Origin of the sequence: Actinomyces sp. ICM47, assembly GCF_905369875.1 — a bacterium.
Classification (GTDB): Bacteria; Actinomycetota; Actinomycetes; order Actinomycetales; family Actinomycetaceae; genus Pauljensenia.
In genome coordinates this window covers 1-23,308 of record NZ_CAJPJE010000010.1, presented here as the reverse complement: position 1 = coordinate 23,308, position 23,308 = coordinate 1, and the positions used below count along the sequence as shown (strand labels likewise).

Annotated in this window: 22 protein-coding genes and 1 tRNA gene; 17 read left to right on the top strand and 6 right to left on the bottom strand. The window is 64.7% G+C overall.

All coding sequences use genetic code 11. From position 1 onward, the window contains the following. The 5 genes from QZ149_RS03550 (at position 1) to QZ149_RS03530 (ending at position 5,120) form a co-directional block, all read left to right on the top strand. Positions 1 to 675, top strand: coding sequence for an N-acetylmannosamine-6-phosphate 2-epimerase (locus tag QZ149_RS03550; RefSeq protein WP_291449912.1), 675 nt, complete (start codon positions 1 to 3; stop codon positions 673 to 675). A 93-nt stretch (positions 676 to 768) separates the two neighbouring features. After that, entirely contained in the window at positions 769 to 2,016 is a 1,248-nt protein-coding gene (locus QZ149_RS03545; RefSeq protein ID WP_291449911.1) for an MFS transporter, read from the top strand. A 119-nt stretch (positions 2,017 to 2,135) separates the two neighbouring features. Beyond that, positions 2,136 to 3,125 carry an NADP-dependent oxidoreductase gene (locus QZ149_RS03540; RefSeq protein ID WP_291449910.1) on the top strand — a complete coding sequence of 330 codons (990 nt, stop codon included), beginning with the start codon at positions 2,136 to 2,138 and terminating at the stop codon, positions 3,123 to 3,125. A gap of 199 nt (positions 3,126 to 3,324) precedes the next feature. Continuing rightward, positions 3,325 to 4,446: a UDP-N-acetylmuramate dehydrogenase gene (locus tag QZ149_RS03535; protein WP_291449909.1), complete on the top strand. Its 1,122-nt coding sequence runs from the start codon at positions 3,325 to 3,327 to the stop codon at positions 4,444 to 4,446. 38 nt (positions 4,447 to 4,484) lie between these two features. Next, the gene (locus tag QZ149_RS03530; protein ID WP_291449908.1) at positions 4,485 to 5,120 is read left to right on the top strand and encodes a DNA alkylation repair protein; all 636 of its coding nucleotides are present in this window, start codon (positions 4,485 to 4,487) and stop codon (positions 5,118 to 5,120) included. Positions 5,121 to 5,796: 676 nt separating this feature from the next. Here the strand turns inward: QZ149_RS03530 and QZ149_RS03525 are convergent. From QZ149_RS03525 to QZ149_RS03500, 6 genes are all read right to left on the bottom strand, one after another. After that, complete coding sequence (locus tag QZ149_RS03525) at positions 5,797 to 6,156, bottom strand: antitoxin (protein WP_291449907.1); 360 nt, start codon at positions 6,154 to 6,156, stop codon at positions 5,797 to 5,799. Positions 6,157 to 6,188: 32 nt separating this feature from the next. Continuing rightward, on the bottom strand, positions 6,189 to 6,659 hold the full coding sequence (locus tag QZ149_RS03520) for a helix-turn-helix domain-containing protein (RefSeq protein ID WP_291449906.1): 471 nt from the start codon (positions 6,657 to 6,659) through the stop codon (positions 6,189 to 6,191). Between the two features lie 43 nt (positions 6,660 to 6,702). Beyond that, positions 6,703 to 8,382, bottom strand: a complete 1,680-nt coding sequence (rmuC, locus tag QZ149_RS03515) for a DNA recombination protein RmuC (protein WP_291449905.1) — start codon at positions 8,380 to 8,382, stop codon at positions 6,703 to 6,705. Positions 8,383 to 8,883: 501 nt separating this feature from the next. Then, positions 8,884 to 9,966 carry an adenosine deaminase gene (locus tag QZ149_RS03510; protein WP_291449904.1) on the bottom strand — a complete coding sequence of 361 codons (1,083 nt, stop codon included), beginning with the start codon at positions 9,964 to 9,966 and terminating at the stop codon, positions 8,884 to 8,886. Positions 9,967 to 9,969: 3 nt separating this feature from the next. Then, complete coding sequence (locus QZ149_RS03505) at positions 9,970 to 10,779, bottom strand: alpha/beta hydrolase (RefSeq protein WP_291449903.1); 810 nt, start codon at positions 10,777 to 10,779, stop codon at positions 9,970 to 9,972. Continuing rightward, the gene (locus tag QZ149_RS03500; RefSeq protein ID WP_291449902.1) at positions 10,779 to 11,984 is read right to left on the bottom strand and encodes a pyridoxal phosphate-dependent aminotransferase; all 1,206 of its coding nucleotides are present in this window, start codon (positions 11,982 to 11,984) and stop codon (positions 10,779 to 10,781) included. The genes QZ149_RS03505 and QZ149_RS03500 overlap by 1 nt, the downstream gene beginning before the upstream one ends. Positions 11,985 to 12,165: 181 nt before the next feature. On the opposite strand from QZ149_RS03500, the gene QZ149_RS03495 reads away from it, so the two are divergent. From QZ149_RS03495 to rplL, 12 genes are all read left to right on the top strand, one after another. Continuing rightward, positions 12,166 to 12,238, top strand: a tRNA-Trp gene (locus QZ149_RS03495). A 34-nt stretch (positions 12,239 to 12,272) separates the two neighbouring features. Beyond that, positions 12,273 to 12,569: a preprotein translocase subunit SecE gene (gene secE / locus QZ149_RS03490; protein WP_291449901.1), complete on the top strand. Its 297-nt coding sequence runs from the start codon at positions 12,273 to 12,275 to the stop codon at positions 12,567 to 12,569. 76 nt (positions 12,570 to 12,645) lie between these two features. Further along, entirely contained in the window at positions 12,646 to 13,443 is a 798-nt protein-coding gene (gene nusG, locus QZ149_RS03485; protein ID WP_291449900.1) for a transcription termination/antitermination protein NusG, read from the top strand. 161 nt (positions 13,444 to 13,604) lie between these two features. Continuing rightward, a complete protein-coding gene (rplK, locus tag QZ149_RS03480) occupies positions 13,605 to 14,036 on the top strand; it encodes a 50S ribosomal protein L11 (RefSeq protein WP_291449899.1) in 432 nt (143 codons plus the stop codon). 67 nt (positions 14,037 to 14,103) lie between these two features. Then, positions 14,104 to 14,811 (top strand): 50S ribosomal protein L1, encoded by a 708-nt coding sequence (gene rplA, locus QZ149_RS03475; protein ID WP_009648753.1) that lies wholly within the window; start codon positions 14,104 to 14,106, stop codon positions 14,809 to 14,811. Between the two features lie 198 nt (positions 14,812 to 15,009). After that, complete coding sequence (locus QZ149_RS03470) at positions 15,010 to 15,609, top strand: MptD family putative ECF transporter S component (protein ID WP_291449898.1); 600 nt, start codon at positions 15,010 to 15,012, stop codon at positions 15,607 to 15,609. Beyond that, positions 15,602 to 16,378: an energy-coupling factor transporter transmembrane component T gene (locus tag QZ149_RS03465; protein ID WP_291449897.1), complete on the top strand. Its 777-nt coding sequence runs from the start codon at positions 15,602 to 15,604 to the stop codon at positions 16,376 to 16,378. The genes QZ149_RS03470 and QZ149_RS03465 overlap by 8 nt, the downstream gene beginning before the upstream one ends. Then, the gene (locus QZ149_RS03460) at positions 16,375 to 17,832 is read left to right on the top strand and encodes an ABC transporter ATP-binding protein (RefSeq protein WP_291449896.1); all 1,458 of its coding nucleotides are present in this window, start codon (positions 16,375 to 16,377) and stop codon (positions 17,830 to 17,832) included. The genes QZ149_RS03465 and QZ149_RS03460 overlap by 4 nt, the downstream gene beginning before the upstream one ends. Continuing rightward, a complete protein-coding gene (locus QZ149_RS03455; protein ID WP_291449895.1) occupies positions 17,829 to 19,649 on the top strand; it encodes an ABC transporter ATP-binding protein in 1,821 nt (606 codons plus the stop codon). Before QZ149_RS03460 ends, QZ149_RS03455 begins: the two co-directional genes overlap by 4 nt. Position 19,650: 1 nt before the next feature. Continuing rightward, complete coding sequence (locus QZ149_RS03450) at positions 19,651 to 21,414, top strand: ABC transporter ATP-binding protein (RefSeq protein ID WP_291449894.1); 1,764 nt, start codon at positions 19,651 to 19,653, stop codon at positions 21,412 to 21,414. A 398-nt stretch (positions 21,415 to 21,812) separates the two neighbouring features. Next, positions 21,813 to 22,334 (top strand): 50S ribosomal protein L10, encoded by a 522-nt coding sequence (gene rplJ, locus QZ149_RS03445; RefSeq protein WP_291449893.1) that lies wholly within the window; start codon positions 21,813 to 21,815, stop codon positions 22,332 to 22,334. Between the two features lie 90 nt (positions 22,335 to 22,424). Further along, positions 22,425 to 22,805, top strand: coding sequence for a 50S ribosomal protein L7/L12 (rplL, locus tag QZ149_RS03440; protein WP_291449892.1), 381 nt, complete (start codon positions 22,425 to 22,427; stop codon positions 22,803 to 22,805). Positions 22,806 to 23,308 lie beyond the last annotated feature (503 nt).

Here is a 23,308-nt window from a genome sequence, read left to right as displayed (position 1 = left end):
ATGCACCCGCTCATTGCACACCTGAAGGGTAAGCTCATCGTCTCTGTCCAGGCGTACCCGGGCGAACCCATGCGCCACCCCGAGACGATGGCGCAGATCGCGCGCGCCGCCGAGATCGGCGGTGCCGCCGCTATTCGCTGCCAGGGCCTGTCCGACATCTCCGCGATCAAGGGCCGCGTCGACGTGCCCGTCATCGGTCTGTGGAAGGAAGGCCACGAGGGCGTGTACATCACGCCGTCGCTGCGCCACGCTCGCGCCTGCGTCATGGCCGGTTCCGACATCGTCGCCCTGGACGCGACGGGCCGCCCGCGCCTCGATGGCCTGAGCTTCGCCGAGACCGTGAAGGCCCTGCGCGAGGACGGCACCCTCGTCATGGCCGACTGCGGTTCCTTCGAGGACGCCCAGCGCGCCGTCGACGCTGGAGTGGACATCGTGTCCACGACCCTGGCCGGATACACGGGCGACCGCGTCAAGACTGACGGACCCGACCTGGAACTGCTGCGCGAGGTCGTCGCCGCGTTCCCGGACGTCCCCGTGATCTGCGAGGGCCGCGTCCACACGCCCGAGCAGGCCGCCGCGGCCATCGAGGCCGGTGCATTTGCCGTCATCGTTGGCACCGCGATCACACACCCCACGTCCATCACGACGTGGTTTAAGGCGGCCGTGGAAGGCTGACCTGTTGTCGTTGCGACGCAGCGCGCGGGCGGGTGATGAACATCCGACCGCGCGCAGTTTTATACGCCGTGACGTGAGCGTATATTACCCAGCATGTCTGTTCCCCACGCCCGCTCTCACGCTGCCCTTCGTGCCACCGGTTTCGTCTGCGCATGCCTCGGTTTTGGCACCTCCGCCTGGCTCTCACGCCTGCCTGACGTGCGCGACGCCCTCAGCCTGACCCCTGCGATGATTGGCACGATGCTGCTCATCGCCTCGCTCGGTTCCCTCGTGACTCTGCCGTCTTCCGGTCCGCTCGTTACGGCAATCGGCGCTCGAGCCTCGGGACGCATCGGCGTGTCAATCTGGGCGATCGGCGTCTCGTGCGCGGGTGTGGGAGCGCTTCACGCGTCGATCCCACTGGCGACCCTCGGCCTCGTCCTGCTTGCCGCAGGCAACGGCCTGTGGGGCGCGACGATGAATATCGAGGCTGGCCTCGTTCAGGCGGCCGTGCGCCGTACGGTCGTCCCCATCATCCAGGCGATGTACGCCGTCGGCATGCTCAGCGGTGCCCTCCTCGGTGCGCTCGCCTCACAGCTGGGAGTACCCCTAGGCGTCCACCTCTTCGGCCTTGCCGCTCTTGAACTGATCGCCTGCGGCACCGCCGTCGGCTTCTACCTGACCAAGGAGGAAGTTGCCTCCATCACCCCCGTGAAGGATACGGACAACGGCGAGGGGGAGGAGGCCTCGTCGAAGACAACGAGGGGACTCACCCGCGTCGCGTGGCGCGAAAAGCAGACCGTCCTCATCGCCCTCATGGTCATGAGCGCCGGCCTCGTGGAGGGCGCGGCGAACGACTGGCTCAACCTGTCCATGGTCGACGGCTATGGCTTCTCGACGGCTGCGGCGTCCGCGGCCTTCGCGTTTTTCCTCCTCATGATGACGATTGTGCGCTTCGCGTCCCCGCGCCTCGAAGCGCGCCTGGGGGCACCCGCGCTGCTGCGCATCACCTTCTCCGGAGCGGTTGTCGGCCTGCTGCTCGTGGCGTTCGCCCCCCACTACACGCTGGCGGTTGCGGGCGTCGCCCTGTGGGGCATCGGGGCATCCCTCGGCTTCCCGCTGGGTATCTCCGCACTGTCCACCGACCCTGTCATGACGCCCGCGCGCGTCTCCGTCCTGTCCACCGTCAACTACGGCGCGGCCCTCATCGGCCCGCCCCTCCTGGGTATCATCGCCGACCACATCGGCTACCACAGGGCGCTCGCATTCGTGGCTCTGCCCGTCCTCCTCGCGATCGTGCTGGCCGGGCAGGTGCCGGACCAGCGCGGCAGGACGCGCACGGATATCGCGTTGGACGACTAGACAGGCAGCGTATCCATCTCTTGTCCTGCGTCTTCCTTCGGCGACTCTACGGGCGTATCCTGGTGCGCAGGAACGCCTGTGATGTGGCGCTCAGTGTCGCTTCGAAGAGAGAAGAAATCATGGCACGAATGATCGGATACCGCCGTTTCGGGGGCGTCGAGGTCCTTGAGGAAGGCTCAGTGTCGCTCCCCGCACCCGCTGAGGGACAGGTGCTCGTGAGCGTGCGGGCCGCCGGCATCAACCCCGTCGACTACAAGCTCTTCGGCGGATTGACGAGGCCCCTCGAAGTCATCCGCACCATCGTTCACCCCAGCCGATGGTTCGCTCGCGGCAAGGAACGCCCGCTGCGAGGCGTCGGACAGGACTTCGCCGGTGTCGTGACCGCCGTCGGCCCGTCAGTGAGCAACGTGTGCGTGGGCGACGAGGTTATCGGCCTCCTGCGCGCCGCTCCCTGGTCCGCTCGGGAATACGGGGCACTCGCGACGGACGTACTCACCTCGGCAACGAACGTTGTCCCCAAACCCGCCTCCGTCAGCTTCGACGTCGCCGGAGGCCTGGGTGTTGCCGCACAGACCGCGATGGGTGCCATGCGCAGCGTGAAGGGCGAGGCGGGCGACGTCATCGTGGTCGCCGCAGCCGCCGGGGGAGTGGGAGGCCTCGTCACACAGCTCGCACTCGCCCGAGGTGCGACCGTCATCGGTATCGCCAGTCCCTCGAACGCCGACTACCTGCGTTCCCTCGGCGCGATCCCCGTGTCCTACGGCGAAAGCCTCGAACAGCAGATCCGGGACGCAGCCCCTTCACCCGTCACAGCCTTTATCGACTGCTTCGGTGGCTACGCGTCACTGGCCCACCGCCTCGGCGTCCCGGGAGAGCGCGTGGGCACTCTCGTTCCAACTCCCGCGATCGCCCTGCGTCGCGCGCGCTTTACAGGCGGACGCGACGGAAAGATCGCTGACATTGCAACAGTTGCGGGACTCATTGACCGCGGCACGGTGAACCTGGCTATCGCGGGCACCTACCCGTTCGACGTGGAACAGGTGCGTGCCGCCTACACCGAGCTGATGGGCGGCCACGTGCGCGGCAAGATCGTCATCACTATTCCCTGAACTCGTCACCGTGCCCTCCGGTGAACGCTCGGAAAACGGAGAAACTTGCCACGGCCTCGTGCCTCAGTCCGCCCACCGCTGCGTGCGCCGGATCGCAGGCTTACCACGGCCTCGTGCCGGTGCGTACCACCCGGCGCTCACGGGGCCGAGGCCTGCCGGGGTTAGGCCGAACGCGTGCCGTGCGACTAGGCTTAGGGGCATGACGACCCTTGCTGATCTGACGACCCTTGCTGATCTGACGACCCTTGCTGATCTGACGACCCTGCGCGTGGGTGGGCCCATGGCCGAGTACGTGCGCGTTTCTACGACCGACTCCCTGCTGGAGGCCGTTCGCGCGGCCGACGCCTCGGGCGGCCCGCTGCTCGTCGTGGGCGGCGGATCGAACCTGCTGGCCTCCGACGCGCCCTTCGAAGGCACGGTCGTGGACGTGCAGCCGTTCGGGGAGCTCGCCTCCATCATCGATGAGAGTCCTTCCGGGTCGGTGCTCGTGCGCGCCGGCGCAGGCACGGTCTGGGACGAGTTCGTCTCTTGGACGCTGTCTCAAGGACTGTCCGGCGTCGAGGCCCTCTCCGGCATCCCCGGGACCGTCGGCGCGTCCCCCGTGCAGAACGTGGGTGCCTACGGCCACGAGGTCGCCGAAATTATCTCCTCGGTAGAGGCCTACGACCGCCTGACGGGTGACGTCGTGCGCCTGGTACCCGCGGAGCTGGGCTTCGCGTACCGTTCCTCCGCGATCAAGCGCAGCGTCGGTCAGCTCGGCCTGCACGACCGCCCGTGGGGTCCGACCGGCCGCTGGGTGGTCCTCTCCGTGGACTTCCGCCTTGAGCGCTCGCCGTTGAGCGCCCCCGTCATGTATTCCGAGCTGGCTCGCCGCCTCGGCGTCGAGGCCGGGTCGCGTGCCGACGCCTCCCTGGTCCGCTCCACTGTCCTGGATCTGCGCCGCGGCAAGGGCATGGTCCTCGACCCTGCCGACCACGACACGTGGAGCGCCGGTTCATTCTTCACGAACCCGATCCTGTCCGAGTCCGCTGCCGCCCTGCCCGAGGGAGCGCCTCGCTTTAGGGCAGGGGAGGGCCTGGTCAAGACCAGCGCCGCCTGGCTCATCGACCACGCGGGCTGTGGCAAGGGCTTCCACCTGCCCGAGGCCGGGGACCCGCCGCGCGCGTCCCTGTCCACCAAGCACGTGCTGGCCCTGACGAACCGCGGGAACGCGACGGGTGCCGACATCGAGGCACTGGCCCGCGCGGTGCGTGAGCGTGTTTATGATGCGTTTGGCGTCACCCTGGTTCCCGAGCCGGTGACGGTCGGCATCACCTGGTAGCGGGCGCGCCTTGCGCTGAGCGGGTGGAGGAGGCGGCCGTGAAGGAGTACGTGGAGGGCCTCGAACGAGAGTTTTCCGCCATCGAGCGAGGGTTCTTGCGCGAGCAGCGTCGTGCCCGCTCAGACTACGCTTCCTTCGACCCTGAACAGGCTCGGCGCGTGGCATTCCTTGCGTACCGCTCCGAGGTCTACCAGGTGCGCATGTACGCGGTTTTCCTGCTGGGGCATCTATCGCAGGAGTCGGATGTTCTCTCTTTTCTTCGGGACGATGTATCCGCGGACTCCAATTGGAGAGTACAAGAGGTCCTCGCGAAGGCCTTCGACGATTTCTGTGCTGTCAGGGGCTACGAGGCGGCGCTTCCCGTCATCGACGAGTGGCTGAGCGACCCGCGCCCCAACGTGCGCAGGGCCGTCACGGAAGGCTTGAGGATCTGGACGAGACGCCCCTACTTTCGGGACCATCCGGGCGATGCTATTGCGAGGTTGTCGAAGCTTCGTAGCGATGCAAGCGAATATGTCCGCAAGTCTGTGGGAAACGCGTTGCGGGACATCAGCAAGAAGCATCCGGAGCTGGTCGTGGCCGAGCTGAGGACTTGGAGCCTGGAGACCAAGAAGGTTTCGCAGGTCTACCGCCTGGCCTCCACACTCATTTCATGCGCCACAGCTGAGCGGTGATAGCAGCTCAGCACACAGGTGCACGGTGGCGGTTGGGGCAGATGGAGCGGTGGAGTGTGTGCGGGTGACGGTGTATGAGGGCAGTTGGCACCTAGAATTCATCGATGTCCCAAAGTGCAGACCACCTCGGCCATAATGGCTGTTTTTGGTGGTTTTCGTCGAGGTGGTCTGCGTTTTGGGCGCATGCTGCTGTAGGCGACCGACCAGCGACCGCGTTGGTGCCCCGGTAAAGCCCGCTGGGAGTCTCCACAAAGTTCGTACGTCATTCACGTGTTTCGCTCCCCGGCCCAGACTCGAACCGGAGAGACCTCCATAAGTTTCGCACGCAATTCCCCGGTCATGTCCTGGAATACACCCCGAAAACCGCAGAACATCAACGTTTTGGATTCAAAGTTTGAAAAAGTGTGGGAGAATTGCACGCGACATTGTGGGGGACTCTGCCGGACCCTGTGGCTGTTGAGAAGAATCTGCGCGTGTTGATGTGGTGCCCGGATCTGCGTGTTGCTTGGCTTATCCGTGGATCGGCATGCCGCCTTGATGTTGCCTGCGTTGGCTCTGCGGCTTGCGCTCGCGGATCCGTTCCGTGGGTTGGTTGCCGCTATATGGATAGGTTGCCACCACACGGACAGGTTATTCGCTTGCGGATAGCTTAATAACCTATCCGTAAGCGCGGTTCCTATCCGCGTGAGGCTGCGGCGCGCAGACGCACGATCATGTCGGGCACGTTGCGAGTGACGGCCGTCCACAGGAGCTGGTCGTCCATGCTTTGGTACCCCGAGTGCGCCGCGATGTTGCGAGTTGTTCGCAAGGCGCGCTTCTCGGAGGAGGTTAGAGCGTCCATGTAAGGTGCATACTCCTCTCGCTCGAGGAACGCGGCTAGCCGGATGATCACCATGCAAGCGGAGTCGTACTCCGGGCAGTCGGCGCTGAAGGCCTCGACGGGGACAGCGGCAACCCGTTCGACGCGATGGGCGATGACGTCGAGTTCACGCAGGAAGTTATCGGCGTCGAAACTGGGCGCGTGCCTCCGTGTCACTCGCGGCCGAGGGGTGAAGGAAACAGACTCACTCATAGCGCTACGGCCTCGTCAATGGCTGCTCGTAGCGCTTCGGGTACGTGCGTATCTGCGTGAACCTCCGTCGGGAAGCCGGTGAGTTCACTCGTGAACGAGGCAATGTCCGCCAACTCGAACAGCGAAAGGTCTCGGGTGGGCGTGCCAATGAGGTCAATGTCCGACTCGAATCCGTCCGTGCCCCGGGCAACCGAACCGAAGACGCGGAGGGAACCCAGGCCTCGTTCCTGGGCGTAGCTGCTGATCGAGGACGCGTAACGGGCGAGCGGCACGGAAGGACGGTAGTCGGCGGCGCGGAGAATGCGTTCGAGCAGTTCGGCGGAGACTACGCGCCTGCCGGACTCGATCTGCGCGAGGGTCGACTGGCTCATCCCGGTCATCCCCGCCAGTTCGGCCTGCGTGAGGGACGCGTCCTGACGTGCAGCACGCACGAGGGACGGTGCATCGTCACGACGAAACCGGCTCATGCTTCCATGATAGTGCACGTGTGCACTATCGGGCTATCAATCGTTAGTTTGACTCAGGAACATCTGTTGATGTTAATTCGGGAGAGGAAAACGGGCGCACTATTGCCTTCTCGGATTCAAGGGCCGTCACAGTTAGTTTTCGGTCCGATGAATCGGCAAGCGCGGTAATTTGGCGTGCCTGGACGAGGAATCGCTTTTCGAGAGAGCTGGCGACCCCATTGTATAGTTGAACGCTCTTCTGGATGTTCTTCCCAAGCTTGTCGATGTGTTCCGCGAGGATCCCGAGGCGCTTGTACAGTGTGCTCCCAAACTCGATCACTTCGTGAGCTTGCTCGTTGATGGCTGTCCTTGCCCAAGCGGTCGCGCATGTCCTGGCTAGAGCGAGGAGCGTGACGGGTGAAGCTAGGGCTATTCCCTGGCGGAATGCGTACTCGAGGAGTGAGGAATCGCTTTCTAATGCTGCGGAAAGAGCAGCTTCCGACGGAACAAAGAGCACAACGATCTCCGGTGATGAGCCGAGTGCTGCCGCATAGTCACGGTTGTGCAGATCGTCGATGTGACTGCGGAGAGCTTTGGCGTGTTGGACAAGGAATGATCTGCGCGCAGAATCAGCTTGTTCCCCGACGCCATCGACATCTGTAGCGCGAAGATAAGCATCCATTGGCGTCTTCGAGTCGACTGCGAGGAAGCCACCTCCTGGGAGGAAAATCGTGACGTCGGGACGGCTACGGTCATTGTCGGCACCGGCTGTTCCGGTTGGGCGTATCCCTCCCTGCACGAGCGTCCCGATGGACTGTTGTTGGGCGAAATCTACATGGTTTAACATCCCTGCAGCTTCGAGAACTCGGACGAGCTCGACTTCGCCCCATGTGCCTCGGGCGCTCCGTGAACGCAACGCTCCCGTCAAGGAGTTCGTTGCCTGTACTAGTTCTGCTTCGCGCTGCTCTGCTTGCTTGAGCCGTGTGTCGAGGACCCCGTGTTGAAGTGCGCGCTGTTGTTCCATCTCATCGATGCGTTTGCCAAGGTTTTCGAGATGAGATTGAACAGGCTTAAGGAGGCCAAGAACAGAATCGGTGCCAGCAGTACTCTTTTGCGCCGCAAGGGCCAGCTCAGTTTCGCGTTTAGCGGTTGCTTTCAACTGTTCGGTGAGATTTGCATGCTCAGCCGAGCGCTGCTGTTCCATGAGACGCACGCGCTTCTGCATTTCTTCCAGTTCGGTTCGAACTGGAACGAGAGCCTTGATGATGCTCGTTGTCTGTTCGGCGTTGGCAGTTGCGATGCCGTCGTCGCGTTTCGCTGCTTCCTCAAGTTGCTGGGAGAGCTTGCCATGTTGTTCGGCGCGCTGTCGCTCCATCGAGTCGACTCGATCATGCATCTGCTCAAGCTGTTGGCGAATGGGTGTCAGAATCTCTAAGACATCGGAGTTCTGTTTCGCGCTCGACTCCATCTTAGAAAGCTGGACTTCCAGTTGCTGTGCCCGCGCCTGTGCCGCTGCTGCTTGGGTCTGGAACTGAATGAGTCCAGCTGCTCTGTGCTCCGCATCTTCGAGGCGGTGAGTCAGCTCGTCGACTTGTGTCCGTGACGAGGCGGCATCCTGCCGGAGGGTGATGAGCTCGCTGTTGTTTGTTTCAGGTGTAACGGTCTTGCGCGACGTTGCAAAAAAATAGCCGAGAGCGATGCCGATAACTGCACCGAGGATGAGGAAAACTACATTGGCAACCATGAAAGCATTGTAGACACAGATGCTTACGGATGAAGTGTTAGCTGAGTGGTGTGGGGGAATTATGCGCGAGGCTGTGGGGAACTATGGCAAGAACCTCGCGGTGTTGAGAAGAATCTGCGCGTGTTGATGTGGTGCCCGGATCTGCGTGTTGCTTGGCCCTTCCTGGATTGCCATGCGGCCTCGATGTTGCCTGCGTTGGCTCTGCAGCCTGTGCTCGTGGATCCGTTCCGTGGGTTGGTTGCCGCTATATGGATAGGTTGCCGCCACGCGGATAGGTTATTCGCTTGCGGATAGCTTAATAACCTATCCGCGTGCTCATAACCTATCCGTGTGCGAGCTGTCGGCCGCTGAGGTGGTGTCGGCAGTCGATGCTGCGTGCCGGTGAGGATGGCCCTCACCGGCAATTTGCCCAAAGTGCAGACCACCTCGGTCAAAATGCCTGTTTTGTGGCGTTTTTGTCGAGGTGGTCTGCACTTTGAGCGCAGCCACCCCGCGACAGTGCTACGCCGCTGGCTCCGTCGCCAACCACGCGTCGATGTCGGCCTTCCACGCCGCCTTGCGCGAGGCCGAGGCCAGCGACGCGTCGATAGAAGACCGCGCCAACGATGCCAGGGCCTCGTCGGACAGACCGAACACATCGCGCGCGACCTCGTACTGGGCGACCAGGCGCGAGCGGAAGAGCAGTGGGTCGTCGGCAGCCAGGGCAATGCGAGCCCCGGCCGACAGCAGCGTCGGCAGCGGCATCTGCGAAAAATCCGTGTACACGCCCAGGTGCACGTTCGACGTGGGGCATACCTCCAGGGCAATGCCCGCATCCACGACGGCACGCAGCAACGCAGGGTCCTCGCTGGTGCGCACCCCGTGCCCGAGGCGCGCGGGGGCCAACGTGGACACGACCTCGCGCACGGAGGACGGCCCCAGGAGCTCGCCGCCGTGTGGGACGCCCACGAGACCGGCGCGGCGCGCGATGCGGAACGCGGGACCAAACGAAGCCGTCGACCCCACGCGCTCGTCGTTCGACAGGCCAAAACCCACGACCTCGCCGGGGCCGTCGCCCGCGAATGACGCTGCCAGGCGTGCGAGAGTGCGCGCGTCCAACGGGTGCTTCATGCGCGATGCGGCGACGATGACGCCGATATCGACGCCGGTGTCGCGCGAGGCCGAGCGCGCCTCGTCGATGATAATTTCGAGGGCCGGGGTGATGCCGCCAACGTAGGGCGCGTAGCTGGTCGGGTCGGCCTGGATTTCCATGCGCACGGATCCTTCGGCAGCGTCGTCCTCGGCGGCCTCGCGGATGAGGCGGCGCATTGCGGCTTCGGAGCGCACGAGGTGGCGCGCGGAGTCGTAGGCGCGCTGGAAACGGAACCATCCGCGCCCGTCGGTTGGCATGGATGCGGCATCGATGTGCAGCAGGTGCGGGGGCAGGCGCACACCCTGGGCGCGCGCCATGTCGACCATGGTGGCGGGGCGCATGGCTCCCGTGAAGTGCAGGTGCAGGTGAGCTTTGGGCAGGGTCGTGAGATTTCGCCTGCCCGCAGGCGTGGGGCGCGGTGCCGTCAGGTTGGGGACAGCGGGTGCGTCCACGGCCTAGTGCTCCCCGAGCCAGATGATGATGTCGCGGATTAGGCCCGGACCCTCGGGTTCGTTGAGCAGCTCGTGGTACGCGCCGTCCACGATGCGCAGATGCACGTCCGCGTCGGGGTGGGCACCGCGTGCGGCCCGCACGAAGTCGCGTGATCCGCGCAGGTCCGCCAGGAGGTCGCCGGAGCCGTGCATGACCAGGGTTGGCGTGGTGAGGCGGTCGGCGCGTCGCAGCACTTCGTCGCCCTGCAGGATCATGGTTGCGCCCGTCAGGATCGGCACGCCACCCTTGTATGTGAGCGGATCCGCGTCGAAGTCGCGCTGGACCTGCGGGTCGCGAGACAGGGGAGAGACCTGCATCTCGGAGGCTCCCTTTGCGACGATGAGGCCGGGGCTGATTCTGGCGACCGGCAGGAGTCTGCGGGCGCGGGAGGGGGAGACGTGGGGGAGGGGTCGCAGCGCCGGCGCGGAGAGGACGGTGCCGCGCAGCCGCGTCGGGTCCAGGATCGTCGACGCGGCTGCGATGATGCCGCCCATTGAGTGTCCGAACAGGAACAGGTCGGGGGTGCGTGCGTGAGCGAGGGTCACCCGGCGCGCATCACCAAAGTCGCGGACGAGGGCACCCACGTCCACGCGGGCGCGGGGACCCTCGGAGGTCCCGTGGCCCGCGTGGTCGTAGTAGGCGACGTCGTATCCGGCGCGGGTGAGCGCGGAGCACAGGTGGACGTAGCGCCCGGAGTGCTCCGCGTACCCGTGAGAGAGGAGGACGGTCCCGCGGGGCGTCTCCTCATCTGTCCGTTCGAACGAGATATGCATCAGGCGAAGAGCTCCTGTACGCGGGTGATACCTTCGACGAGGTCGTCGTCGGACAGGGCGTAGGAGAAGCGCAGGAAGCCGGAGGGGCCGAAGGCCTCGCCGGGAACCGCCGCGACCTCGACCTCGTCGAGGATCAGGTCGGCGAGTTCGCCCGACGTGTTAGCGACGCGTCCGCGGATCTCGCGACCCAGCAGGCGCTCGACGGAGGGGTAGACGTAGAATGCGCCCTTGGGCGTGGGAACGTCGAAGCCGTCGATGTGGCGCAGCATGTCGACGATCGTGCGGCGGCGACGGTCGAAGGCGACGCGCATCTCGTTCACTGCATCCAGGGAACCCGAGACGGCGGCGCGCGCGGCCTCCTGGGCGATGTTGTTGACGTTGGAGGTCAGGTGCGACTGGAAGGACAGGGCAGCCTTGATGACGTCGGAGGGGCCGATCATCCAGCCCACTCGCCAGCCGGTCATTGCGTAGGTCTTGGCCACGCCGTTGAGGATGACGGCCTGGTTCGCGAGTTCGGGCACCAGCTTGACGATGTGCGCGGTCTGCGCGTTCTCATACAGCAGGTGCTCGTAGATTTCGTCGGAAATGACCCAGATGCCGTGCTCGAGCGCCCACTGGCCGATGGCAGTCAGCTCCTCGGGCGTGTAGACGCTGCCCGTCGGGTTCGACGGTGAGCACATGAGCAGCACCTTCGTGCGAGGGGTGCGCGCGGCCTCGAGCTGCTCGACGGTCACCTTGTAGTCCTGGTCGGCACCCGCGAATACCTCGACGGGGGTCGCGCCTGCGAGCTTGACGACCTCGGGGTAGGTGGTCCAGTAGGGGGTCGGCAGGATGGCTTCGTCGCCGGGACCCAGCAGTGCAGCGAAGGCCTGGAACACGGCCTGCTTGCCGCCGTTGGTGACGACGATGTCGGCGGGGGAGACCTCGTAACCGGAGTCACGCAGGGTCTTGGCGGCGATGGCTTCGCGCAGCGCGGGCAGGCCGGCTGCCGGCGTGTAGCGGTGCATCGCGGGGTTGCGCGCGGCCTTGACGGCGGCCTCGACAATGTAGTCGGGCGTGGCGAAGTCGGGTTCGCCGGCACCGAAGCCGATCACCGGGCGGCCGGCGGCCTTGAGGGCCTTGGCCTTCGCGTCCACGGCCAGGGTCGCGGACGGCGTGATGGCGTTGAAACGATCAGAGACACGGGTGCGAGGTGTATTGGTCACCCCTCCATGGTCCCACGTCATGCGCCTGAGCGGGTTGACACCCCTGCAATGCGCGCGTGGGCTACCTCTCATTTACGAGGCCTGGGCCGGAATTTCGGGGATTGTGCGGACTGGGGGTGGAACTCGGTTGGACAAAGTCGCATCACATCCACTAATGTTTCTCAGGCAGGTTTTCCTGCGTAGGGCAGTGGCGCAATTGGTAGCGCACCGGTCTCCAAAACCGGCGGTTGTGGGTTCGAGTCCCGCCTGCCCTGCGGATAAGGCTTTCATTTTCGCAGGAGGATTCCCATGGCCACAGAAAAAGCCTCGGACGTCGAATCCTTGCGCCGAGACCGTACGAAGGCGAGCGCCACTCGCAAGCGCGATGTCGCCGTTAAGGATAAGGCTAAGAAGCCCGGTTTCTTCGCAGGTATCTTCCTGTTCTTCAAGCAGGTCATCGATGAAATGAAGAAGGTGACCTACCCGACCGGATCGGAAACCTGGACATACTTCGTTGTTGTCGTTGTGTTTGTCGCCGCAATCATGCTTTTCGCTGGTCTCCTTGACTTCGGATTCGGTAAGCTAAGTGCATTGATCTTCGGCTGAGACCGACGAACCCGCCCGCAGAAACCTGCAGGCGGGTTTCTTTCACGGTCCGGCCCCATTCGCAGGAGGAGAAGTCGTGAGCGACGAACAGTACAGCGAGGACCGGGTCCTCGAGGAAACCCGGGAAAAGGTCGAGCGGGAGACCGCCGAAGCCCTGGCCGACGGAGCTGCTCAGGAAGTCGTCGACGAGGTGACCGAGGAGGTTGCCTCCGAGGAAGTCGCGTCCGAGGAAGCGGAAGAGGAAGAGGTCGCACCGGCCTCGCCCGAAGAGGAAGCGATCGCCAAGCTGCGCCGCAAGCTCTACATGTCCCCCGGCGACTGGTACGTTATCCACACCTACTCCGGCCATGAGCGCAAGGTGAAGGCGAACCTCGAGCAGCGCATCACCACGCAGAACATGGAAGACTACATCTTCGCCGTCGAGGTCCCGGACGAGTACGTCATGGAATACCGCGGCACCACGAAGAAGCGCGTGCGCCACGTGCGCATCCCCGGCTACGCGATCGTCTGCATGGACTTCAACGAGGCCTCGTACCGTGTCGTCAAGGAGACCCCCGCCGTCACCGGCTTCGTGGGCGACCAGCACAACCCCGTGCCGCTCTCGATCGACGAGGTTGTCATGCTCCTGACCCCCAACGTCCTCGAGGAAGCCGCCGAGGCCGCCAAGGATCAGCCCGCGCCCGTTCAGGCCGTCCAGACCCAGTTCGAGGTCGGCGAGATCGTCACCGTCACCGACGGCCCCTTCGAGACTATGTCGGCCACGATCTCCGAGATCATGCCCGAAACCCAGAAGCTCAAGGTGCTCGTCACCATCTTCGAGCGCGAAACCCCGCTCGAGCTCGGCTTCGACCAGGTGGAGAAGCTCGAGCAGTGATGTCACCCACCCGGACTTGGGGATAGGCCCGGGTTGGAGTTATCATACATATTCGTGTGCGTTGGGTGCACTGTGCCCACTGAGACCCAGTAGGCCCGCCTCTGACGCGCCGCCCTGGTCGGCACCCGTCGGCCAGAACTTCAGTAGAAAGACCCGCATTCATGGCAAAGAAGAAGAAGGTCACCGGCCTGATCAAGCTTCAGATCGCAGCCGGTGCAGCCACCCCCGCACCCCCCGTCGGCCCCGCACTGGGCCAGCACGGCGTGAACATCATCGAGTTTACCAAGGCGTACAACGCGGCCACCGAATCGCAGCGCGGAAGCATCATCCCCGTTGAGATCACCGTCTACGAGGACCGTACCTTCACGTTCGTCCTCAAGACCCCGCCCGCCGCTGAGCTCATCAAGAAGGCTGCTGGCGTCCAGAAGGGTTCCGGCACCCCGAACACCGCCAAGGTTGGTTCGATCACCATGGCTCAGGCTCGTGAGATCGGCGAGGCCAAGATGGCCGACCTGAACGCCAACGACGCTGATGCCGCCGCCAAGATCATCGCCGGTACCGCCCGCTCCATGGGCATCACCGTCGAGGACTGACACCAACTAACCTCCGTGGTAGGGCAGGCGCTGCCCGACACCCACGACTGCAAGGAGAAGAAGCAGAATGACCAAGCGCTCCAAGAGCTACCGCGCAGCGGCCGAGAAGGTCCACGCGGACGTGCTGTACACCCCCTTCGAGGCCATGAAGCTGGCCAAGGAGACCACCGTCACCAAGTTCGATTCGACCGTTGAGGTCGTTTTCCGACTCGGTGTCGACCCCCGCAAGGCGGACCAGATGGTCCGTGGCACCGTTTCCCTGCCGCACGGCACCGGCAAGACCGCCCGGGTCTTGGTCTTCGCCGTTGGTCCGCGCGCTCAGGAAGCGATCGACGCAGGTGCCGACGAGGTCGGTGGCGACGAACTCATCGAGAAGGTTGCCAAGGGCTACACCGACTTCGATGTCGCCGTTGCGACCCCCGACCTCATGGGCAAGGTTGGCCGCCTCGGCCGCGTTCTCGGCCCCCGTGGCCTCATGCCGAACCCCAAGACGGGCACCGTGACCATGGATGTCGCGAAGGCCATCAAGGAGATCAAGGGCGGTCGTATTGAGTTCCGCGTCGACAAGCACGCCAACCTGGCGTTCATCGTCGGCAAGGCCTCCTTCACTGCCGAGCAGCTGACCGAGAACTACGCCGCCGTCCTGGATGAGGTGCTGCGTCTCAAGCCGACCTCCGCCAAGGGCCGCTACCTGATCAAGGGTTCCGTCGCGACGACGATGGGTCCCGGCATCCCGCTGGATGTCACCAAGGTCAAGGACCTGCTCGAGAAGTGAGCCTCGCTCGCTGATTAAGCGTCCGGGTCCCCGCGCAGCACACGCTGCGCGGGGACCCGCTTTTTTGTGGCGGGGACTGGCGTTCGGTGCGCTGGCACATGCATGCGCAGATTAAGGGACGTAGGTCACACAATATAGGTCGCGGATAGGGTACCCTTAATTCGCTTCTATAAACCTACATTCGTAAAGGGTTACAAAATGCCTCAGGCTGCAGGGTTGGGCGTCACAAAAGCACGCTCGGCCGTCACGATCGGTGCTTTTACCGCCGTCTACTTCGTCCTCATGTGGTGCTCGGGGATGCTGGGCTTCTTCGGGCCAGCGTTCATGTTCGTCGGTTGGATCGTCGGACTGCTGCTCAACGGATCGGTCGTCATGCTGATGCTGGTGCGTTCGCGTATGTTCGGCACGCTCACGATCGCGGGCGGAGTTGTTGCCTTCCTGATGGTCGTGACCGGGCACGCGTGGGTGACCATTCCGGTTACCCTGATCCTCGGTTTCCTGGGTGATCTCATCGCCCGGGGTGGCGGTTACGTCAGTGCCCCTCGAAACATCGCCGCATACATGCTGTTCTCCTTGTGGATGATCGGTCCGCTTGCCCCCATTTTCTTCGCTCCGGATCCCTATTACGAGGACGTTGCGTCCCAGATGGGCCAGGACTACGCGGATGCTATGCGTGCGCTCTTTAGCCCCGCCGTTATCGGCGGTTGGGTTGTCGTCGCAATGATCGTCGCGTGCATCGGTGGACTCATCGGACGCTTCCTGCTGCGCAAGCACTTCGCGAAGGCCGGCGTTGCCTGAGATCTCGCTCGCCGAGGCCGCCCCAGACGAGGCGACGAGCAAGCTTGATCCGCGTACAAAACTTCTGGCCCTCCTCGTCTTCAACGCGCTCGTCATGCGCGCGAGCCCCACATCCACGCTGCTGGCTGTGCAGGTGCTCGCCGTCGCCGCCCTCGCGTGGGAGGTTGGCGGTCGGGCGGCGGTACGTACCGGGCTTGGGTGCCTCGTCTGCGACGCGTTGAGCCTCGGCTCGCCCCTCCTCGTCGCGTGGCTCGAGGGCATGGGGTTGCCGCGAGGCGTGGTCCTTGTGATTGGCACGTGCAGTGCGATCGCATTCTGGTTCGCGCGGTTCTTCGCGGGATTCGGCATCGCCCTCTACGTGTACCGCACGACGAGAATTGGCCAGATGAAGGCAGCCCTGTGTGCCGTTCACTTGCCGCGTGTTTTCGTCGATGCCCTCGTTGTCGCGTTTCGTGTCCTCCCGACGGTGGGTGCCGAGGCGGTCGCCATCCGCGAGGCGATGGAGATGCGTGGCGTTGACCTCGGGATTCGCGGCATCATACGGCACCCCCTCGTGATCGCCGAGCGTTTCCTGGTCCCGCTGCTGTCGTCTATCGCGCGCGTGGCCGACGACCTGGCTGCTTCGAGCGTTGTCCGAGGCCTGGGTGGCCCCACGCGTCCCACCTCGCTGACGCGTCTGCGCACCACCGTCTGGGATGTGGTCGCCCTCGCGTGTGTGGCCGGAGTCATCGCCATCGAGATCTGTGCACACCTGGGAGTCCTGCCGTGATTGATGTTGAATCCCTGTCGTTCTCCTACGTCAGTGAGCTGATGGGAGATCGTGTTGAGGCCCTACGTGGGGTCGATGTGTCTGCCCGTCCGGGCACTCTCACCCTCGTGTGCGGGTCCTCCGGCTGTGGGAAGTCGACGCTCATGCGGGCGCTGACCGGCCTCGTCCCACAGATGACTCCGGGGCAGCTGGAAGGCGCGGTGCGGATTGATGGTCGCGACCTCGCCGAGGTCCCCCTGACCGAGGTCGGTCACCTGTGCTCATCCGTCTTCCAGAATCCGCGCACCCAGTTTTTCTGCGACACCGTCGCCGAGGAGCTGGTCTTTTGCGGGGAAAACTACGGTTGCGACCGAGAAACCCTGATCGAGAACAGTGAGCGCGCCGCCGAACTCATAGGCATCACCCATCTCATGGACCGTAAGCTGTCGACTTTATCGGGCGGGCAGCTCCAGAAGGTGGCGCTCGCCTGCGCGCTGTCGTCGGGTGCCCCGGTCCTCCTCGCCGACGAACCGACCTCGAACCTGGACCCCGACGCTATCGCCGACGTGCGTCGCGCTCTCACAGTTCTCAAAGAGCAGGGGATGACGATCGTCGTCGTCGAGCACCGCCTCCACTTCCTGCGGGGGCTTGCTGACCAGGTTCTCCTCATGGAGGACGGAGAGGTCACGCGTGCGTGGAGTGGTGAGGAGTTCTATGCGATGGATGACGCGCAGCGACAGTCGCTCGGACTGCGTTCCCTCGTGGATCCCGGTCCTCCCGAGGCCTGGGTGCCCTCGCGGGACTCCGAGAATGAGTCCTCGCCTGATGGGGGAGTGCGCCTGTCCTGCCGGGATCTGAGTTTCTCCTACGGGAAAACTCCCGTGTTCGAAGGGTTTAGCGCCGACTTTCCTGCCGGGCAGATCACCTGTATCGCGGGAGTGAACGGCGTCGGAAAAACGACTCTCGTGCGCGTGCTATGCGGTCTGGCTGCTCCCAGTTCCGGAACGATCACCCTGGACGGACAGGCGACGAGTCGACGGCAGCGACGGGCCGCGTGTGCGCTCGTCATGCAGGACACCGGGCGGCAGCTGTTCTCCGACACGTTAGCGGGTGAACTGACGATCGGGGCGTCGCGGGCCAGCGGCGAGGCCGGGGAGAAGCTTTTGGCTGACTTCGACCTCGCTCACCTGGGGGACCGCCATCCCCTCAGCCTGTCGGGAGGACAGAAGCAACGCCTCGTCATCGCAGCTGCGCGAGCCACTGGGCGCCGAATCGTCATCCTCGACGAACCCACGTCGGGAATCGATGCCCGGCACCTTGACTCAATTACCGCGACCCTGCGCCGCATTGCGAACGAAGGAGCGGCCGTCATCGTCGTCACCCACGACGGCGAGTTCGCTTCTGCCTGCGCGGACCAACTCATCACACTGACGCAGACGGGCACCAAGCGTGCGCGCGAAGGAGAACCCCAATGACCGATACCGACGAGCGCGAGGACGCCACTGCCTCGGCCCCGAGTGCCCCACTCACTGACGATAAGCAGAGCGACGATCCGCGTGCCGCTCACCTGGCGGGCCAACGCGCCTTCAAAGAACTGACCGCCCCCATCCGTGGGTCCATGATGGTCGCCCGAGTGCTCGGGTTCCTCTACGGCGCGCTCGCGGTCGCCCCCTACGTCGTCCTCGTCCAGCTGGGGGAGGTGCTGCTGGCTGCGGCTCGATCAGGTGTCCTGCCCGACCGAGGGGAGGTGATGATGCTGCTCATGTGGCTGACAGGCGCCTTCGGCCTTCGATACGGTATCTACTTCGTCGCGCTGACCGTCACCCACTTCGCGGACGTGCGTTTCGGACACATCGTGCGCTCGCGCATGGTGGGTGTCCTCTCCGCAGCGCCCCTCGCCTGGTTCACATCCACGAACTCGGGGGCCGTGCGCAAGGCCATCCAGGACGACACACACGATGTACACACCGTTATCGCCCATGCGCCCGTCGAATCCGCAGCCGCCGTCAGCGCACCCCTGTCCTTGCTCATCTATTCCTTCGTCGTCGACTGGCGGCTCGGGCTTCTCTCGATTGCCACGCTGCCCATCTACGGGCTCCTCAACGCGTGGATGATGCGAGACATGGGGGAGAAGACCGCGCAGATGGACCGACACCTGACGCGCGTCTCATCGACGATGGTCGAATTTGTGTCCGGAATCAGCGTGGTGAAGGCTTTTGGGACCGTCGGGCGTTCACACGAGCGATTCACTCGGGCGGCCGAGGACTTCTCGCGCTTCTATCGCGACTGGTGCGGTCCGCTGCTGAAAGGCTCCGCGCTCGGGCAGGCCAGCGTGTCTCCCTCGTTGATCTTGCTCATCTCGACCGCGGGAGGCGCAGCGTTCGCGGCCGCCGGGATCGTGAGCCCGGTCCAGGTCATCACCTGCGCGCTCATTGCCCTCGTCATCCCGGCTGCCATCGAGGTGCTGGGGACGACTGCCTGGTCCTACCAGATCGCGGGGGCGGCCGCGCTGCGGATCGTGGATCTGCTCTCTGTTGATCCATTGCCCGCCGAGGGGCATTCCGTGCCAGATGGATCGGATGTTGAGATTGACGGTGTGTCCTTCTCCTACGGGACGACCCTCGCGCTTGACGATGTGAGCCTGACGATCCCCGAGGGCACGGTGACCGCACTCGTTGGTTCCTCCGGCTCGGGTAAGTCGACGCTCGCGACGCTGGTCGCGCGTTTCGCCGACCCGGACCGTGGAAGCGTACGCATCGGAGGGGTCGACGTGCGCGATATCGCCCCCGACGTTCTCTACCGCCACGTCTCCTTCGTCCTCCAGGACCCCCAGCTCCTCGATATCTCCGTGCGTGACAACATCGCGCTCGGAGTCCCGGACGCCAGCGATGAAGCGGTGTGGGCTGCTGCTGGGTCCGCTTGCATCGATGACTACCTGCGTTCCCTACCCCGAGGCCTCGACAGCGTCATCGGGGAGGATGCGCATCCCTCGGGTGGTCAGGCACAACGCATCGCGATCGCGCGCGCCCTCCTCGTCGATGCCCCCATCCTCGTCCTCGACGAAGCCACCGCCTTCACCGACCCGGAAGCCGAGGCCGATATTCAGCAGGCCCTTACCCGCCTCGTGCAGGGAAAGACAGTCCTGGTGATCGCGCACCGCACAGCATCCATCGTCGGCGTCGACCAGATCGCCATCCTCGACGCTGGTCGTCTCATCGCGCTGGGCACACCCGACCAACTCGCCGATCATCCCTACATGCGTCGCATGAGCGCACCCGCGAAAGGACACTGACATGCTCGACCTCATCTCCCGGCTGCGCGAACCCCTCTCCGAGCAGGGACGAGCCGACTTCGCCCGGGCGACCGTCCTGTCCTGCATCGTCGGTGTCGTGCGCGGAATCTCGCTCATCGCGTTCATTCCGGCCGCGCTCGCCCTGACCTCGGGTCACAGCGCCTGGGGGATGCCTCTGAGCGCGTGGCTCGTGGTGCTGGCTGGATGCGCGCTCGCCTCATTTGTCGTCGAGTACCTGCTCGCTATGCGTTCATACTCGGTGGCCTTTGACTTCCTGTCGAACATGCACCGCGCGATCGGCGACAAGGTGGCGTCCCTGCCGCTCGGGTCCTTCCGCGCAGACACGGCCGGAAAGACGTCGCGCCTCGTCTCGCGTGAGCTCATGGTTCTGGGTGAGATCTTCGCGCACATGTACTCGCCCCTCATCGCCGCCATCGTCACCTCGGCGACGATGCTCGTCGGCATTACCGTGTTTTCACCGGTCCTCGGGCTGGTGTGCGTGGCCGCGATCCCGGTCGTCGGCGGGGGAGTGTGGGTGGCGCGCCGCTGCCTGCAGTCGGGGGCCGCCCTGAAAGAGCCGCCCGCCCGCGAGCTGTCCCACCGCATCGTCGAATACGCGACCAAGCAGGGGGCGCTGCGAGCCTGCGGGCGCTCCGCCTCCTACGAACCCCTCCTGCGAGCCGAGGATGCGTACGGGGTGGCGGCGCGGCGTTCTCTCATGCGGGAAACCGTCGGCCAGATCGTCAACGGCATGGCCGCCCAGGTCGTCATCGTAACGCTCATCTGCGCGATCGGGTGGCTCGCGGTCGGGGAACAGGTCGGCCCCGTGGCTGCGATCGTCGCGATCGGGCTGCTTCTGCGTTTCACGCAGATCCTCGTCGACATCGGGACGCTCACCTCAGCCTTCGAGACGCGTCGACCGGTCCTCGACCTCAGTCACGAGATCCTCTCCGCCTCAGAACTGCCCGCCCCCAAGGGCGTGCGACGCACGGACGAGGCTTCGGCCTCGTCGGGCGCATCCGTGGCCCTCGAGGACGTGTCCTTCTCCTACGAGGCCGACCACCCGGTCCTGCAAGGCGTGTCCTTCTGTGTCGAACCCGGAACCATGACGGCGATCGTCGGTCCCTCGGGCTGTGGCAAAACCACCATCGCGCGCCTCGTCGCACGCTTCTACGATGTGGACGCGGGATGCGTTCGAGTGGGTGACGCAGACGTGCGCGACTGGGACACCACTGACCTCATGGCGCAGCTATCTCTCGTCTTCCAGGACGTCTACCTCTTCGACGACACCCTGGAAGCTAATGTGCGCGTCGGAAACCCCGACGCGAGCCGCGCAGATATCGAGGAAGCGGCTCGCCTGAGCGGAGTCGACGAGATCATCGAACGCCTGCCGCACGGCTGGGACACCCCCGTCGGCGAGGGCGGGCGCGCGTTGTCCGGAGGAGAACGCCAGCGCGTTTCCATCGCCCGCGCGCTCCTGAAGGCCGCGCCCATCGTCCTCTTCGACGAGGCCACGAGCGCCCTTGACCCCGAAAACGAATCGCGCATCACCGACGCCATGGCCGCCCTGCGGCGCGACGCGACCCTCATCGTCATCGCCCACAAGCTCGACACAATCACGGCAGCCGACCAGATCGTCGTCCTCGACGAGGGCGGCTGCGTCGCCCAGATTGGTACGCACGCAGAGCTCTACTCGCAGGCGGACGGCCAGTACCGGGCCTTCTGGGACGCGCGCTCGCGGGCAGCGGGGTGGAAGCTCGTCTGACGGCTCTCACGCCGCGAGGCCGGGCCCCCAATGCGCATCTCCGGACGGCGAACACCGTTTCGTGTGTCGGATACCAGGCGCTCCACCCAGAGTCAAGCCGGACGCATCCTTCCCGGATACCCCGCAAACCAGCCCCGACCTCGCGCATCCTCTGATGCACCCATCGCAGGTGTGCGCGGTCGACCCCGGCCTCGTCTGTGAAACGCGCCGCCATGCTTGCACGCAGGTAACCGCCCTGTTAAGCTGATCCGTGCCGAAGACCGTTGGTGTCCACGCTAGTGGAGAAAAATCCAACGCAGGTGAGTGAGCCGCCCCGCGCGGCATTCGAGCATGTGCCCGACACGAACCTGCGTGTCGGGTTTTTTCTTACCTGCGGTCACGTATCTGGAAGGAGGACCATGGCGAAGTCCGACAAGGTGGCAGCAGTTGCCGAGCTCGTGGAGCGCTTCCGCGCAGCCGACGCTGTCCTGCTGACCGAGTACCGCGGCCTGACCGTCGGCCAGCTGAAGCAGCTGCGTCGCGGCCTGGGCGAGAACGCGACCTACGCCGTGGCAAAGAACACGCTGGCGCGCCTGGCGGCCAAGGAGGTCGGCCTCGACTTCCTGGCTGAGGACCTTAAGGGTCCCACGGCCATCGCTTTCGTCTCCGGCGAGCCCGTTGAGGCCGCCAAGACCCTGCGTGATTTTGCTAAGGAAAACCCCGCCCTCGTGCTGAAGTCCGGCTCGATGGACGGCGCTCCCCTGAGCGCCGAGGGTGTCAAGAAGCTCGCCGATCTCGAGTCCCGCGAGGTCCTGCTGGCCAAGGCCGCAGGCGTCCTCAAGGCGAAGATCGGTCAGGCGGCGTTCGCATTCAACGCTCTGCCCGTCAAGGCAGTGCGCACCATCGATGCTCTGCGCGAAAAGCAGAGCGAGGCGGCCTGACGAGACAGGCCATGTTTCACGCCGCCACCGGCTGCGTGAAACAAACCAACAATCTGCACTCGTGCAGGCCAATTAGGAAGGATGCCACTCATGGCTAAGCTCTCCAATGACGAGCTCATCGCAGCTTTCAAGGAAATGACCCTCATCGAGCTCTCCGACTTCGTGAAGCTCTTCGAGGAGACCTTCGACGTTGAGGCCGCTGCCCCCGCAGCCGTCGCCGTTGCCGCTCCGGCCGCCGACGCCCCCGCCGAGGAAGAGAAGGACGAGTTCGAGGTCGTCCTCGAGTCCGCCGGTGACAAGAAGATCGCCGTCGTCAAGGTCGTCAAGAACCTGGCCGGCCTGGGCCTCAAGGAAGCCAAGGACCTGGTTGACTCCGCGCCCTCCACCATCTTCCCCTCCGCGAAGAAGGAAGACGCCGAGAAGGCCAAGGCTGAGATCGAAGAGGCCGGCGGCAAGGTCACCCTTAAGTGACTTTCCCCGTCTGACTCGTTCAGACTTTTTCGCCCGACTGGGTGGGCTGACCCCGTCCCGCATCTGCGGGGCGGGGTTTCCGCGTGTCTGGCGCTCGTTACTTGTAGCACCGCTGGTGTTCTGGGCGCCGCTTCGTGTGTGTTTGAGCCCGGCTGCTTGGTGCACCCGTGGGCGGCGGCCCGCCCGCGAGCCGTCCGCGCCGCGAGCTTCGCTCGGCGCTGCTCGTTGTTGCTTGTAGCGCCGCTGGTGTTCCGGGCGCCGTCGGGCCCGGCCGCCCGCGAGATCGCCACACGCGAGCCTGACGGCTCGGAGTGGTCGATCTCGAAGCCCGCCCGTGCCCTCCGGACCCTCCGGTATCCTCCACGCTGGCGGTGCTATCGGGATTTTTGATTGTGCTTGTCGCTCGCGGGTATTGCACTGGATAGGTGGGTATCGCACGATGCGGGGTGGCATTGCACTGCTCCGCTGCTAGTGCATCGCATGCGGAAGTAGTGCAACGGTTT

Coding starts and splice junctions, on each gene's coding strand:
- rplJ (WP_291449893.1), top strand. CDS start 21,813: ATGGCGAAGTCCGACAAGGTGGCAGCAGTTGCCGAGCTCGTGGAGCGC.
- rplK (WP_291449899.1), top strand. CDS start 13,605: ATGGCAAAGAAGAAGAAGGTCACCGGCCTGATCAAGCTTCAGATCGCA.
- QZ149_RS03545 (WP_291449911.1), top strand. CDS start 769: ATGTCTGTTCCCCACGCCCGCTCTCACGCTGCCCTTCGTGCCACCGGT.
- QZ149_RS03520 (WP_291449906.1), bottom strand. CDS start 6,659: ATGAGCCGGTTTCGTCGTGACGATGCACCGTCCCTCGTGCGTGCTGCA.
- QZ149_RS03535 (WP_291449909.1), top strand. CDS start 3,325: ATGACGACCCTTGCTGATCTGACGACCCTTGCTGATCTGACGACCCTT.
- QZ149_RS03505 (WP_291449903.1), bottom strand. CDS start 10,779: ATGCATATCTCGTTCGAACGGACAGATGAGGAGACGCCCCGCGGGACC.
- QZ149_RS03470 (WP_291449898.1), top strand. CDS start 15,010: ATGCCTCAGGCTGCAGGGTTGGGCGTCACAAAAGCACGCTCGGCCGTC.
- QZ149_RS03455 (WP_291449895.1), top strand. CDS start 17,829: ATGACCGATACCGACGAGCGCGAGGACGCCACTGCCTCGGCCCCGAGT.
- rplL (WP_291449892.1), top strand. CDS start 22,425: ATGGCTAAGCTCTCCAATGACGAGCTCATCGCAGCTTTCAAGGAAATG.
- secE (WP_291449901.1), top strand. CDS start 12,273: ATGGCCACAGAAAAAGCCTCGGACGTCGAATCCTTGCGCCGAGACCGT.
- rmuC (WP_291449905.1), bottom strand. CDS start 8,382: ATGGTTGCCAATGTAGTTTTCCTCATCCTCGGTGCAGTTATCGGCATC.
- QZ149_RS03450 (WP_291449894.1), top strand. CDS start 19,651: ATGCTCGACCTCATCTCCCGGCTGCGCGAACCCCTCTCCGAGCAGGGA.
- rplA (WP_009648753.1), top strand. CDS start 14,104: ATGACCAAGCGCTCCAAGAGCTACCGCGCAGCGGCCGAGAAGGTCCAC.
- QZ149_RS03550 (WP_291449912.1), top strand. CDS start 1: ATGCACCCGCTCATTGCACACCTGAAGGGTAAGCTCATCGTCTCTGTC.
- QZ149_RS03540 (WP_291449910.1), top strand. CDS start 2,136: ATGGCACGAATGATCGGATACCGCCGTTTCGGGGGCGTCGAGGTCCTT.